Consider the following 13148-nt stretch of genomic DNA (forward strand, 5'->3'; position numbering starts at 1 on the left):
CTACCCTGAGAGAGCCACGTAAGGAAGGGCGGTGTCGCGTGGATCGCTGCGCGCTGTTCGTTGACGCCGGCTACCTGCTGGCGGACGGCGCGATGGCCGTCCATGGGACTCGCCATCGCGAGGCAGTCTCCTGGGACTATCCGGGGCTGTTGCGGTTCCTGACGAACCTGTCGCGAGAGCGCACCGGCCTGCCGTTGCTGCGCTGTTACTGGTACGAGGCGACCGTCGAGGGCCGCCGGACGCCCGAGCACGACGTGCTGGCCGACATCCCCGGTCTCAAGCTCCGCCTCGGGCGCATCCGTCCGGGCCGCCGGGAGGGCGTGGACGCCCAGGTCCACCGGGACCTGATGACCCTGGCCCGCAACAACGCCGTCTGCGACGCGGTCGTGGTCAGCGGTGACGAGGACCTCACCCAGGTGGTGAGCGACGCGCAGGATCTCGGCGTCCGGGTGACCGTCATGCAACTGGCCGCGGACGGCGCCTGGTCCGCCGCGCGCACCCTGCGCCAGGAGTGCGACGACCTCGTGGAGATCGCGGGCGCGCACCTGCGGTCGTACGTCACCCTGTCGACCGCGGCGGACACGAGCCTCAACAGCGGCAACGGGCAACACCAGCTCACAGCGGGTAACGGCCAGCACCACGGCAACGGCGTCGTCGCCCACGCCAACGGCTCCCACCCGCAGGGTTCGCAGCAGTACGGTTCGCAGTCACAGGCCGGCTACATCCTCGGCTCGCACACTCCCGGCCTTCCCGCCTCCGGCGGGCACGACAACGCCTCGTACGGCTCCGGCTCACGGAGTTCGGGCGCACACGGCGCCTCGACGCCGGGCACCTCGTCGCCGGACACTCCGACGCCGGGTCTTCCGGCATCTGGCACGCCGGCATCCGACGGGCTGCCGCAGAGCGGCGGCTCCCACGGCTCCGGGTCACACGGCACGGGGTCGCACAGTGCCGGTTCGCACGGCACCGGTTCGCATGGCACCGGTTCGCGCGACTCGGGATCGCTCGGTCCGGCGTCGCATGGAGGATCGTCGCTGGGCGGGTCGTCGCTGGGCGGGTCGCTCGGCGGCGGGGCCCACAGCACGGGCGCTCACTCGTCCGGCAGCCACGCGTCCGGGTCCGGCGCCCAGGGGTCCGGTGCGCACGCGTCCGGCACCGCGGGGCCGGGCGGCCACACGCCCGGCGGCCACACGCCGGGGGGTTACCCGTCCGGCGATCACTCGTCGGGCGGCCTCGGGTCCGGTGCGCAGGATTCCGGTGCCCAGGGCGCGGGTGCGTTCGGTTCCGGTGCCCATGGGATCGGTGCCCATGGTTCCGGGGCACATGGTTCCGGGGCTCAGGGGCCCGGTGCCCATGGTTCCGGTGCTCATGGTCCGGGCGCGCAGGGCTCGGAAACGCACAGTTCGGAAGCGCACAGCTCGGAAGCGCACAGTTCGGGAACCCACAGCTCGGGCGCGCACGGCTCCGGTGCCCACGGCGGCGGCCGATCCTCCGGGCACGCCCGTCCGGCGGCGCAGCCGTCCCCTCCTGCGTACAACGGCTATCCGCTGGAGCCTCAGCAGTCGCCGGGTCAGCCGCAGCAGCGTCCGGTTCCGCCGTCCCCGTCCATGCCGCCTCCGTCGATGCCGCTGCCGGCTCCGCCGGCGCCGCCCGCGGGTCAGGCGCCGCCGACGACCCCGCTGAACAGCCAGTACGCCTCCGGACCCGTCGGTTACCCGCCCTCCCAGCTCGGGCCGTACACGGGTCCGCAGCCCGCGCCGGTGCCGATGCAGCCCGGGGGCACCACCACGCTGGCCGAGGCGGTGCAGGCCGCGCACAAGGAGGGACACGACTTCGGCGAGTCGGTGGCCAGGGACGCTCCCGCGCTCTGGCTGGAGGCGGTGCTCGCCCGGAAGCCCCGCATGCCGTCCGACCTGGAGGCCAGGCTCCTGCAGGGGTCGTCGCTCCCGATCGACTTCCTCCTCCACGACGAGGTCCGGCACGCGCTGCGGCGCGGCTTCTGGGACGCTCTGGAGCGGGCCCGCCGCTAACCCTCGTCGCTGACCCCCGCCGGGCTCAGTCCGGCATCCGGGTGCGCAGGGCCTCGGCGAACCAGGTGAGAGCGGGCGTCAGGTCGTCCGGCGGCGGCCAGCCGTTGACCACCGCGAGCAGCCGGGAGTAGGTCTGGCGGCGCGGGTCGTTCGCGGTCTCCAGCAGCGTGAGCAACCGGCGTCGCAGGGTCGCGTCGTCCGGGCGGCGCAGGCTCGCGGCATATCGTGCGGTGACCGCGGCGAGGTACGGTTCGGCGCCGGGCGAGGCGGGGTCGACGCCCGCCGCCAGCGCGGGGACGACCTGGTCGCGGACGATCGCGACGGCGTCCGGACGTGGGGCGGTGTCGGGAAGCGGGGCGGCGGGTGCGCGGTCGGCCACATGCTGCTCGGCGATGCGCCTGAGCGCGGCCCGGAAAGCGGGGTCGCCGGACAGCTCGGCCAGCTCGACCCAGGCCTCGACCTGCTCGGGGTCGGGGTCGTCGGGGAGTTCGGGGGTCATCGTCCGCCTGATCCCGGTCAGGTCGGCGTCCAGTTCACCGAAGGCGGCGTCGAGGAAGTCGTCGATCAGCCGCCGCCGTTCGTCTTCGGTGAGCCTGGCGAGTCTGTGCATCAGATCCATCTCCTCAGGGGTGGAGCCGCGCCTGGCCACCGCCAGCGCCACCGCGTGCCGCAGCCGCAGCACCCGGATCTGCGCCGCCAGCGCCTCGGCGTGCGCCGCCGCGACCTCGGCCAGCGTGGCGTCCCGGTCCAGGACCCTCCTGATCGTGGGAAGGTCGATCCCCAGGTCGCGCAGCGTGCGTACGAGGTCCAGGCGGGCCACGGCGGCGGCGTCGTAACGGCGGTAGCCGGCGGGGCTGCGGTCGGCGGGCGGCACGATCCCGCGGTCGGAGTAGAACCGGATCGCCTTGACCGTCAGCCCGGTTCGCGCCGCCAGTTCCCCGATCGACCACGTCGTGTCGCCGTCCATGCCTCCAGCCTTCCGTCTCCCCCTGGGGGAGACTCAACCCGGCGGGGTGACCGCGGGGTGAGAGAGGCGGCTCGCCGTCAGGTGAGGGCGTCGAAGCCGGCCCGGAGGTGGGCGACCCGCTCACCCAGGTCGGAGATGGCGCCGTTCAGTGGTGAGTCGTCCGACCTGCCGGCCTGTTCCCGCACGCGGCGCAGGTCGTCCTCCACGGCGGCGAGCCGCTTGGCCAGTTCGGCCAGGACGGACGTCAGGTCGGTGTCGCGGCCTCCCGGCAGTTCACCGGCCAGCCGCTCGCGCAGCAGCGCCGCCTGTTCGGTGAGCCGCCGGTTCATGGCGTACAGCTCCACGAACACGGAGACCTTCGCGCGCAGCACCCAGGGATCGAACGGCTTGGTGAGGTAGTCGACCGCTCCGGCGGCGTACCCGCGGAAGGCGTAGTCGGGTGCGCTGTCGACCACGGTCAGGAAGATGATCGGGATGTTCCTGGTGCGCTCTCTCCGCTTGATGTGCGCGGCCGTCTCGAAGCCGTCCATGCCGGGCATGCGCACGTCGAGCAGGATGAGGGCGAAGTCGGTCGACAGGAGAGCCTTCAGCGCCTCCTCGCCGGAGCGGGCCCGTACGGGCACGACGTCCAGCGAACTCAGGATCGCCTCAAGGGCGATCAGGTTCTCCTCGCGGTCGTCGACCAGCAGGACCCTGGCGCGGTCGGGCATCGATCATGCCTCCTGGGAGTCGCGGGGCTCGGGGGCCGGCACACCCCTCGTCCGTTCTGTGCCCACGTTCCGCCCGCGCATGAGCCATCCGCGCAGCCGTTCGAGCAGCCGGTCCACGTCGACCGGCTTCGGCACGTAGTCGGACGCGCCCGACGCGATGCTCTTCTCCCGGTCTCCCCGCATGACCTTCGCCGTCAGCGCGATGATCGGCAGATCGGCGAACTGCGGCATCTTCCTGATCGCCGAGGTCGTCGCCCAGCCGTCCATCTCGGGCATCATGATGTCCATCAGGACGAGTGCCACGTCCTCGTTGCGTTCGAGCTGTTCGATGCCCTCGCGGCCGTTCTCGGCGTAGACGACGGTCGAGCCGTGCCGCTCCAGCACACTGGTCAGCGCGAAGACGTTGCGGATGTCGTCGTCCACGATGAGGATCTTCGCTCCGGACAGCGGGTCGTCGCCCTGCCAGTCGTGGACGTGGCCGTCGGGGATCGGCGCGAGCTGCGCCAGGGGAGGGTCGGTCGGGAGCGGGATCTCCGGGAGGATCTCCTTGATGTGCAGCTCGGGCACGTCCACCTCGTGCCCGTCCGAGGCCGCCAGCGAGGTGATCGCACCGCCGTCGGACGCGGCGAGCGGCCCGGAGTAGCTCGGCGGCAGATAGAGCGTGAAGGTGCTGCCCGCCCCGGGCGTGCTCTGGACGTGGATCTCACCGCCGAGGAGGCGGGCGATCTCCCGGCAGATCGACAGGCCGAGGCCGGTGCCGCCGTACTTGCGGCTGGTCGTGCCGTCGGCCTGCCGGAACTGCTCGAAGATCACTTCGAGCTTGTCCGGGGCGATGCCGATGCCGGTGTCGACGACCTTGAAGGCGAGCATCTCCTGCGCGCCCTGCAGCTTCTCGTCCACGTACGGCACGTCTCCGGGCGCGCGGGTCACCTCCAGCCTGACCTCGCCCTGGTGGGTGAACTTCACCGCGTTGGAGAGCAGGTTGCGCAGGACCTGCTGCAGGCGCTGCTCGTCGCTGCTGACGTCGCCGGGCACCGAGGGATCGACGTCGACGGTGAAGGAGAGCCCCTTGTCCCGCGCGAGCGGGGCGAACGTCGCCTCCATGTACTCGACCAGCGCGGCCAGCGACATGGCCTGCGGGTGGATGTCCATGCGGCCCGCCTCGACCTTGGACAGGTCGAGGATGTCGTTGATGAGCTGGAGCAGCGCCGAGCCGGCGTCGTGGATGGTGCGGGCGAACTCGACCTGCTGCGGCGTCAGGTTGCCCTCGGCGTTCTCCGTGAGCAGCTTGGCGAGCACGAGCAGGCTGTTCAGCGGGGTGCGCAGCTCGTGGGACATGTTCGCGAGGAACTCGGACTTGTAGCGGGACGACACCGCGAGCTGCTCGGCGCGCTCCTCCAGCGTCCGCCGGGCCTGCTCGATCTGGAAGTTCTGGATCTCGATGGCCCGGTTCTGCTTTGCCAGCAGCGCCGCCTTGTCCTCCAGTTCGGCGTTGGACCGGCGCAGCTCCTCCTGCTGGCGCTGCAGCTCGTCCGAGCGCTCCTGCAGCTCGATGGCGAGCCGCTGCGACTCGGTCAGCAGCGCCTCGGTCCGGGAGTTCGCCATGATCGTGTTGATGGTGACGCCGATGGTCTCGACGAGCTGGGTGAGGAACGCCACGTGCACCTGGCTGAACTGGGTGAACGAGGCCATCTCCAGGACGCCGAGCACCTTGTTCTCGAACAGGATCGGCAGCACGACGATCTGCGCCGGGTGCGACCGGCTGAGCCCGGTCTCGATCGTGATCGAGTCGGCCGGCACGTTCTCCAGGATGATCTGCTTGGCCTCCAGGGCGGCCTGGCCGATGATCCCCTCGCCCAGTTCGAAGCACGGCTTGGGGGACGACCCCGGCTGGATGCCGTACCCGGCGATGAGGTTGAGCCGGCCGCCGTCGTACAGGTAGCAGGCGCCGTGGCCGGCCGACACGAGCGGGGTGAGCTCGCTCATGATGAGCCGCGCGACCTCCATGAGGTCGCGGTGACCCTGCATGAGGCGGGAGATCCGGGCCAGGTTGGACTTGAGCCAGTCCTGCTCCTGGTTGGTCTTGGTGGTCTGGCGCAGGGTGGACACCATCGTGTTGATGTTGTCCTTGAGCTGGGCCAGCTCGCCCGGGGCCTCCACCGTGATCGACCGGGTGAGGTCGCCCCTGGCGACGGCGCTGGTCACCTCGGCGATGGCGCGCACCTGCGTGGTGAGGTTGCCGGCCAGTTCGTTCACGCTCTCGGTGAGCCGCTTCCAGGTGCCCTCGACGCCCTCGACGCGGGCCTGGCCGCCGAGCTGGCCCTCCGAGCCCACCTCGCGGGCGACGCGGGTCACCTCGGAGGCGAAGGACGAGAGCTGGTCGACCATGGTGTTCATGGTGCTCTTGAGCTGCAGGATCTCGCCCTGGGCGTCGACGTCGATCTTGCGGGTCAGGTCGCCGTTGGCGACGGCCGTGGTCACCTGGGCGATGTTGCGCACCTGGTAGGTGAAGTTGCTGGCCATCGAGTTGACGTTGTCGGTGAGGTCCTTCCAGACGCCGGAGACGCCCGGCACCCGGGCCTGGCCGCCGAGGCGTCCCTCGGTGCCGACCTCGCGGGCGACGCGGGTCACCTCCGCGGCGAACGCCGAGAGCTGGTCGACCATCGTGTTCATCGTGTCCTTGAGCTCCAGGATCTCGCCCTGGGCGTCCACGGTGATCTTCTTGGACAGGTTGCCCTGGGCGACGGCGGTGGACACGACCGCGATCTGACGGATCTGGGACGTCAGGTTGTTCGCCATGAAGTTGACGTTGTCGGTGAGGTCCTTCCAGTTGCCCGACACGCCGCGCACCTGCGCCTGGCCGCCGAGGCGTCCCTCGGTGCCGACCTCGCGGGCGACGCGGGTCACCTCGGAGGCGAAGGACGAGAGCTGGTCGACCATCGTGTTCATGGTGCTCTTGAGTTCGAGCATCTCGCCCTGGGCGTCGACGTCGATCTTGCGGGTGAAGTCGCCGTTGGCGACGGCCGTGGTCACCTGGGCGATGTTGCGCACCTGGTAGGTGAGGTTCTTGGCCATCGAGTTGACGTTGTCGGTGAGGTCCTTCCAGACGCCCGACACGCCCTTCACCTCGGCGCGGCCGCCCAGCTTGCCCTCGGTGCCGACCTCGCGGGCGACCCGGGTCACCTCGTCGGCGAACGCCGAGAGCTGGTCGACCATCGTGTTGAGGGTCTCCTTGAGCTCCAGGATCTCGCCCTGGGCGTCCACGGTGATCTTCCTGGACAGGTCGCCCTTCGCGACGGCGGTGGACACCACGGCGATCTGCCGGACCTGCGAGGTCAGGTTGTTCGCCATGAAGTTGACGTTGTCGGTGAGGTCCTTCCACGTCCCGGAGACGCCGCGCACCTGCGCCTGGCCGCCCAGCTTGCCCTCGGTGCCGACCTCGCGGGCGACCCGGGTGACCTCCTCGGCGAACGCCGAGAGCTGGTCGACCATCGTGTTGACGGTGTGCTTGAGCTCCAGCATCTCGCCGACGGCGTCGACGGTGACCTTGCGGCTCAGGTCGCCCCTGGCCACCGCGGTCGTCACCTCGGCGATGTCGCGCACCTGTGCGGAGACGCGGTCGGACATCGTGTTGACGGCCTCGGTGAGGTCGCGCCAGCTTCCCGACATGCCGCGCAGGTTCGCCCGGCCGCCCAGCCTGCCCTCGGTGCCGAGGTCGCGGGTGACCCGCGTCACCTCCGAGGTGAACAGCGAGAGCTGGTCGACCATGCCGTTGATGGCCTTGCCGAGCCGCCGCACCTCGCCCCGGGCCGCGCGGTCCACGTCGATCCGGCGGGACAGGTCGCCCTTGGCCACCGCGTCGATGACGTCGGCGGCGCCGCTGACCGGGGTGACGATCGCGTCGATCAGGTCGTTGACCGAGCCCACGCTCTCCGCCCACGCGCCCACGCCCGGTCCCGGGCTCAGCCGCTCGGTGAACCGGCCCTCCTTGACGACCTCGCGGCGCACCCGGGCCAGCTCGTTGGCCAGGTGCTCACGCCGGTCCGCCACCTCGTTGAGCAGCAGCCGGATCTCGCTGAGGATCCCCGCCGGGGCGTGGGAGACGCGCCGGCGGAAGTCGCCGTCCCGCCAGGTGATGAGGGTTTCGAGAAAGGGAACGAGATCGGATTCGGTGTAGGTCCGTTCGGTCCCGGCCAGTTCGACGTTGGCGGGCGACATCTAGCCTCCTTTACCCCGATCGGGGCTGACGCGACCAAGGCAGCGGCCGATACGGCCTTGTCCAGCCGTGGACTCCATGCCAGTCTGTCACGTTCCGTGGGGTGCGGGGCCCCCTTGCCTGACCCGGTGTCAGCCGGAAGTGTGGTAAGCAGGAGGCAGTGCCTGTTTCCCCTCGTGCCGTTCTCGCCGCGTCCTTCACGCCGGGCGAGACGGCCGTACCCGATGCGAAGCGGTTCACGCGTGAAGTGATGACGGCGTGGGCTGCCCTGTCCGTGTGCCCGGAGGCCGAGCGGCTGGTGGGCGAACTCGTCGCGGAGGCGTCGGGAGGGCCCTTCGAGGTCGCCTGGCTGCACCACGGTGAGAACGTCCAGGTGGAGGTGCGGGAGAAGACGGACGGCTCGGACTTCGGGCCGCAGGCCGAGGCCGTGACCTGGGGTGTGACGTTCACCTCGGCCCTGCGCACCCGGTGGGCCCGGCTCGACCTGCCCGGCGGTGAGCCGGTGCAGAGCGACGAGTGGCTGCTGGAGGCCGCGCACGGCCCGGGCTGGCTCGGCTTCCTGGCGGACGCGAGCGACCTGCTCGCGGGCACGCTCAACCCCGAGATGGTGCCGGCGATCATCGCGCAGATCGTGGTACCGCGCCTGGCCAGCTGGTGCGCCGTCTACACCGCGCAGGACGGCTCGGGCGACCTGCGCCCCGCGTACCTGTGGCACGCGGACGAGACGCAGATCGACGCCATGCGCGACGAACTGGAGGACGTCGCGCTGCCGGCCGACGACGGGCCCGCCGTGCTGCCGCTGGGTGAGTGGCAGGCGCTGGCGTACCCGCTGACCGCGCGCGGGCGGCGGCTCGGCGTGATGTGCCTGGGCCGGCGCGACCACTTCCCCGACGAGGCGATGCAGATCGCCGAGGACCTCGGCCGCCGCGCGGCGCTGGCGCTCGACAACGCCCGCCTGTACGCGCAGCAGGCGGCGGCCAACCGGGCGCTCCAGCGCAGCCTGCTGCCGCCCGACGAGCCGGACACGCCCGGCCTCGACTTCCACGTGATCTACGAGCCGGCCGGGGAGACCAACGAGGTCGGCGGCGACTTCTACGACCTGTTCCCGGTCGCCCAGGGCGTCTGGCGCTTCGCGATCGGCGACGTCTGCGGCACCGGCCCCGAGGCCGCCGCCGTGACCGGGCTGGCCCGGCACACGCTCCGGCTGCTCGCCCGCGAGGGGTACGGCGTGGCCGCCGTCGTGGGCCGCCTCAACCAGGCCATCCTGGAGGAGGGGGAGCGGGCCCGCTTCCTGACGCTGCTGCACGGCCAGATCAACGTCGTGCCCGAAGGACTCGACATCCGGCTCGTCTCCGCCGGGCACCCGGAGGCGATGCGGCTGCGGCCGAACGGCGACGTCGAGGTCGTGGCCTCGCCGCAGTCGCTGCTCGGAGTGTTCCCCGAGGCGAGGTTCCAGGAGGACGAGCTGCGGCTCACCCCCGGTGACGTGCTGCTCGGCGTGACCGACGGGGTCACCGAGCGGCGGTCGGGCGACCGGCTGCTGGACGACGACGGCGGCCTCGCCAGGCTGCTGGCGGAGTGCGCGGACCTGTCCGCCCGCGCCGTCGCCGAACGCATCCGCCGCGCCGTGCAGGACTTCGCGCCCGAGCCGAGCGCCGACGACCTCGCCATCCTCGTCCTGCGCGCCCCCTGACCGGCCGGGTCGCGCAGGCCAGGCCAGTTCAGGCCCCGCCCAGGGCGCGTACGGCGAACTCGATGGACGCCCCCATCTGCCGGATCCGCTCCTCGACCGCCGGCGTGCCGCCGGGCCCCGCCGCGTACCGGTAGAGGGACGCCTCGCGGCCGTGGTCGGCGAGGGCCCGCACGTAGTGCTCCACCTGCTCCATCGGGCAGTGCGGATCGTCGTCCCCCGCGATGATCAGCAGCGGCGCCTCGACCATGTCGGCGTAGGTGATCGGGGAGGATGCGGCGTACCGGTCGGGCACCTCGTCCGGAGAGCCGCCGAGCAGCGCCCGGTGCGCCGCGCGCAGGCACTCGGCCTCGTGCTCGTACATCGCCGCGTGATCGGGGATGGGCGTGGTCGCGATCCCCGCCGCCCAGGCCTTCGGCTGGGTGCCGAGCGCGAGCAGGGTCAGGTAGCCGCCCCACGCGGCCCCGGCGAGCACGAGACGGTCGGGGTCGGCGATGCCCTGCTCCACGGCATAGTCGCGCACCGCCGCCACGTCGGCGAGCTCGATGTGGCCGACGTCTCCGCGCAGCGCGTCGCGCCAGGCCGAGCCGTACCCGGCCGAGCCGCGGTGGTTCACCCGGATCACGGCGAAGCCGTTGTCCACCCACGCCGCCACCTGCGGCTGGAAGGAGTCGTCGTCCTGCCCGCCCGGCACGCCGTCGAACGCGGCCGGCTGGCTGTGCAGCAGGAACACCGCCGGGTACGGCGCGGCGGCCCGTTCCGGCCGGGAGACGAGGGCGTGGATCCGGCCGCCCGGGCCGTCCACGTCGATGTCCTCCAGCGGCACGGACGGCGGTGGCGTACGGCCGGGGCTGAAGACCACGTGGCCGTTGCTGGACCTGATCACCGGAGGGTGGGCCGCGCTCGACCACGCGTACTCGACGGTGCCGTCGGGCCGGGGCGCCGCCGCCTCGATCACCCCGTGCGGGCTGTCGATGGGGGTGAGGCCCCCACCGGCCAGGTCGTAGCGCAGCAGTTCGGTACGGCCCCGGTGGTTGTGGACGATCAGCAGGGCGCGGCCGTCGTCGTACCAGTCGGCGGAGATCTCCCCGCGCACCCGCAGCCAGATCTCCCGCTGCTCGCCGGTCACCGGGTCCCACACGAGCGGCTCGCGGCGGCCCCGGCGCTCGTGCAGGACCAGCAGCCGCCGGTCGCCGGGCACGGGGGCGAAGCGGGCCGCGATCACTCCCTTGCCGGGCCCGTCGTCCAGTTCGGCGACCACCGACCCGTTCGTCTTCACAACCCGTACGGCCGGGTGCAGCAGGTCGCCGTGCTCGCTGTGGTTGACGGCGACGACCGCCCCGTCGAGGGACATGTCGGCGACCACGGCGTACTCGTCGTGGTGGTAGAGCCGCACCGGCTCGTCCCCCGGCCGGGCCAGCAGGATCTCGAAACCGTCCCGGGAGGAACGGCCGACCGCCGCGGTGCCGTCGGAGGCGAGCGCGAGCCCGCCCGGATGACCGGGCGGCAGGGACAGGGGCACGTCGGGACCGCCGTCGAACGGCTGCCGCGACCAGACGCCCTGCCCGTCGCCCTCGGCGTCGCCGAACCACCAGACCCAGCGGCCGGTCGGATCGATCGCGCCGTACCGCGTGCCGTGGGGGCGGTCGGTGACCTGGCGGGTGCGCCCGTTCGACCGGTCCCAGGCGTAGATCTCCCAGGCGCCGGAGGCGTTGCCGCGGTAGACGGCACGGTGCGGCGCCTGCCGCGCCCACGTGGGCAGGGTCACGCGGGGTGCCCGGAACCTGGCCTGCCAGCGTTCCTCGGCCTTCATGCCGCCCTCCCCAGCGCTCCTACGGGGTCGCGTTCAGTATGTCCGGTGAGGCGTGACAATGACCGCTAAATGGGTGATGTCGGGCGAGGATTCCGCCCACAGAGGAAAGGTCAGGTGCGGGCGGCCCAGCGGGAGACGCGGAACGAGGCGCTCACCTCGACCGGGTCGGGCAGATCGCCGATTCCCGCCGCCAGTTCCTCCGGGCGGGTGTGCCAGGCACTCGGGCCCATGCCGACCACCGCCCCGACCTCCTCGTGGCCGAGGGAGAGCGTGAACTCCTCCGTCTCCTCGTCCTCCCGGGTGAACGCGCCACCCAGGCTCTCCTCCAGGCGGCGCTCCTTGTCCTCGTCCACCGACAGCAGGCCGAGCCGTTCCACGAGCGGGCGCAGATGGCCGGGGCCTGGCGTGACGACGACCAGCGTCCCGCCCGGCCGCAGGACGCGGGCGAACTCCGGCGCGTTGCGCGGCGCGAAGACGTTGAGCAGCACGTCGACGCGGTCGTCGCCGACCGGGAGGGGCCGCCACACGTCCGCGACGACCGCGCCGACGCGGGGATGGGCCCGCGCGGCCCGCCGCAGCGCGTGCTTGGACACGTCGAGCGCGATCCCCACCGCGCCGTCGCCGAGCGCCGCCGCCAGGTAGTGGCCGGTGCCCGCCCCCGCGTCGGCGACCACCTCCGCGCCCGCGCACAGCCGGGCGAGGCGGCGGGCCAGCGGAGCGTAGTGGCCCGCGTCGAGGAAGCGCGCCCGCGCCGCCACCATGTCAGGCGTGTCGGCCGTGCCCGCGGGCCGGGTGAGCATGTTCACGTACCCCTGGCGCGCGACGTCGAAGGAATGGCCGCTCCCGCACCGCACCGATCCCCCGGCGAGGTGGGTCCTCGCCCCGCAGAGGGGGCAGGCGAGCAGGTCGATGACGTCGGCGAGCACGCCTCCATCATCCCGGCCGCCCGGGCGTCGTCGCACCCGCCGTATCGTGGTCGGATGCCGTACGAGCCGAGAGTAGTGGCCGGTGTCGAGATCACTCCGCTGTGCGACGCCGTGGGCCCGATGGGACCGCCCATCCGTAAACCGCTGCCGGAGATGTTCGCCGGCTCGTCGTTCGGGCCGGACGAGGAGTGGGTGCTCCACTTCCACTGCTTCCTGCTGCGGGCCGGGGGCCGTACGGTCCTGGTGGACACCGGCATCGGCGGCGCGGACTCGCCCGCGACCTGGGCGCCCCTGCCCGGACGGCTCGGCGCGGAACTGGCCGCCGCCGGGGTCGCCCCGGCCGACGTCGACGTCGTGGTGGTGACCCATCTGCACAGCGACCACGCCGGCGGGTGCGTCGTGGACGGCGCCCCGGCCTACCCGAACGCCCGCTACCTGCTGCAGCGGGCGGAGGTCGAGTGGGCGTCCGGCCCGGTGCGCGAGCGGATCATCCTGCCCCTGGGGGACCGGGTCGACGTCGTCGACGGCGACGCCGAACCCGTCCCCGGGGTCCGGGTGCTGCACGCTCCCGGGCACACGCCCGGCCACCAGTGCGTGCAGGTGGGGGACGTGCTGATGAGCGGCGACCTCCTGCACCACCCGGCGCAACTCGCCGATCTCACGATCCGCTACGTGTACGACGAGGATCCCGATCTCGCCGTACGGACGCGCCGGAGCCTCCTCGCCCGCGCCGCCGTCCTCGCCCCCGCCCACTTCCCCCAGCCCTTCGTCGCCCTGCGGACGAATCTCTGACTCA

At 72.3% G+C, this 13148-nt stretch carries 8 protein-coding genes; 3 read left to right on the plus strand and 5 right to left on the minus strand.

Features of this window, described 5'->3' with window-relative positions; genetic code table 11:
- The first annotated feature begins 38 nt into the window (after positions 1-38).
- Positions 39-2030, plus strand: coding sequence for an NYN domain-containing protein (locus HHX40_RS36945; protein WP_310738216.1), 1992 nt, complete (start codon positions 39-41; stop codon positions 2028-2030).
- A 25-nt stretch (positions 2031-2055) separates the two neighbouring features.
- On the opposite strand, the gene HHX40_RS21280 is transcribed toward HHX40_RS36945, so the two are convergent.
- The 3 genes from HHX40_RS21280 to HHX40_RS21290 all read right to left on the minus strand — a co-directional run bounded on the left by HHX40_RS21280 (position 2056) and on the right by HHX40_RS21290 (position 7925).
- Entirely contained in the window at positions 2056-2997 is a 942-nt protein-coding gene (locus tag HHX40_RS21280; RefSeq protein WP_182881977.1) for a MerR family transcriptional regulator, read from the minus strand.
- Positions 2998-3074: 77 nt separating this feature from the next.
- Positions 3075-3707, minus strand: coding sequence for a response regulator (locus tag HHX40_RS21285; protein ID WP_182872977.1), 633 nt, complete (start codon positions 3705-3707; stop codon positions 3075-3077).
- A gap of 3 nt (positions 3708-3710) precedes the next feature.
- The gene (locus HHX40_RS21290; RefSeq protein ID WP_182881978.1) at positions 3711-7925 is read right to left on the minus strand and encodes a HAMP domain-containing protein; all 4215 of its coding nucleotides are present in this window, start codon (positions 7923-7925) and stop codon (positions 3711-3713) included.
- Between the two features lie 158 nt (positions 7926-8083).
- Between HHX40_RS21290 and HHX40_RS37805 the strand changes: the two genes are divergently transcribed.
- A complete protein-coding gene (locus tag HHX40_RS37805) occupies positions 8084-9616 on the plus strand; it encodes a PP2C family protein-serine/threonine phosphatase (protein ID WP_310738217.1) in 1533 nt (510 codons plus the stop codon).
- Between the two features lie 28 nt (positions 9617-9644).
- Here HHX40_RS37805 and HHX40_RS21300 read toward each other — a convergent pair whose 3' ends face one another.
- A complete protein-coding gene (locus HHX40_RS21300) occupies positions 9645-11426 on the minus strand; it encodes a prolyl oligopeptidase family serine peptidase (protein ID WP_182881979.1) in 1782 nt (593 codons plus the stop codon).
- Positions 11427-11536: 110 nt separating this feature from the next.
- Positions 11537-12352, minus strand: coding sequence for a putative RNA methyltransferase (locus HHX40_RS21305; protein ID WP_182882048.1), 816 nt, complete (start codon positions 12350-12352; stop codon positions 11537-11539).
- A gap of 54 nt (positions 12353-12406) precedes the next feature.
- On the opposite strand from HHX40_RS21305, the gene HHX40_RS21310 reads away from it, so the two are divergent.
- The gene (locus HHX40_RS21310) at positions 12407-13144 is read left to right on the plus strand and encodes an MBL fold metallo-hydrolase (RefSeq protein WP_182881980.1); all 738 of its coding nucleotides are present in this window, start codon (positions 12407-12409) and stop codon (positions 13142-13144) included.
- Positions 13145-13148: the final 4 nt, after the last annotated feature.

It is taken from the genome of Microbispora sp. H10949 (assembly GCF_014161435.1).
Classification (GTDB): Bacteria; Actinomycetota; Actinomycetes; order Streptosporangiales; family Streptosporangiaceae; genus Microbispora; species Microbispora triticiradicis.

Bases quoted from the DNA above. Each gene is read 5' to 3' on its own strand.
- HHX40_RS21280 (WP_182881977.1), bottom strand. From the start codon at position 2,997: ATGGACGGCGACACGACGTGGTCGATCGGGGAACTGGCGGCGCGAACC.
- HHX40_RS21285 (WP_182872977.1), bottom strand. From the start codon at position 3,707: ATGCCCGACCGCGCCAGGGTCCTGCTGGTCGACGACCGCGAGGAGAAC.
- HHX40_RS21290 (WP_182881978.1), bottom strand. From the start codon at position 7,925: ATGTCGCCCGCCAACGTCGAACTGGCCGGGACCGAACGGACCTACACC.
- HHX40_RS21300 (WP_182881979.1), bottom strand. From the start codon at position 11,426: ATGAAGGCCGAGGAACGCTGGCAGGCCAGGTTCCGGGCACCCCGCGTG.
- HHX40_RS21310 (WP_182881980.1), top strand. From the start codon at position 12,407: ATGCCGTACGAGCCGAGAGTAGTGGCCGGTGTCGAGATCACTCCGCTG.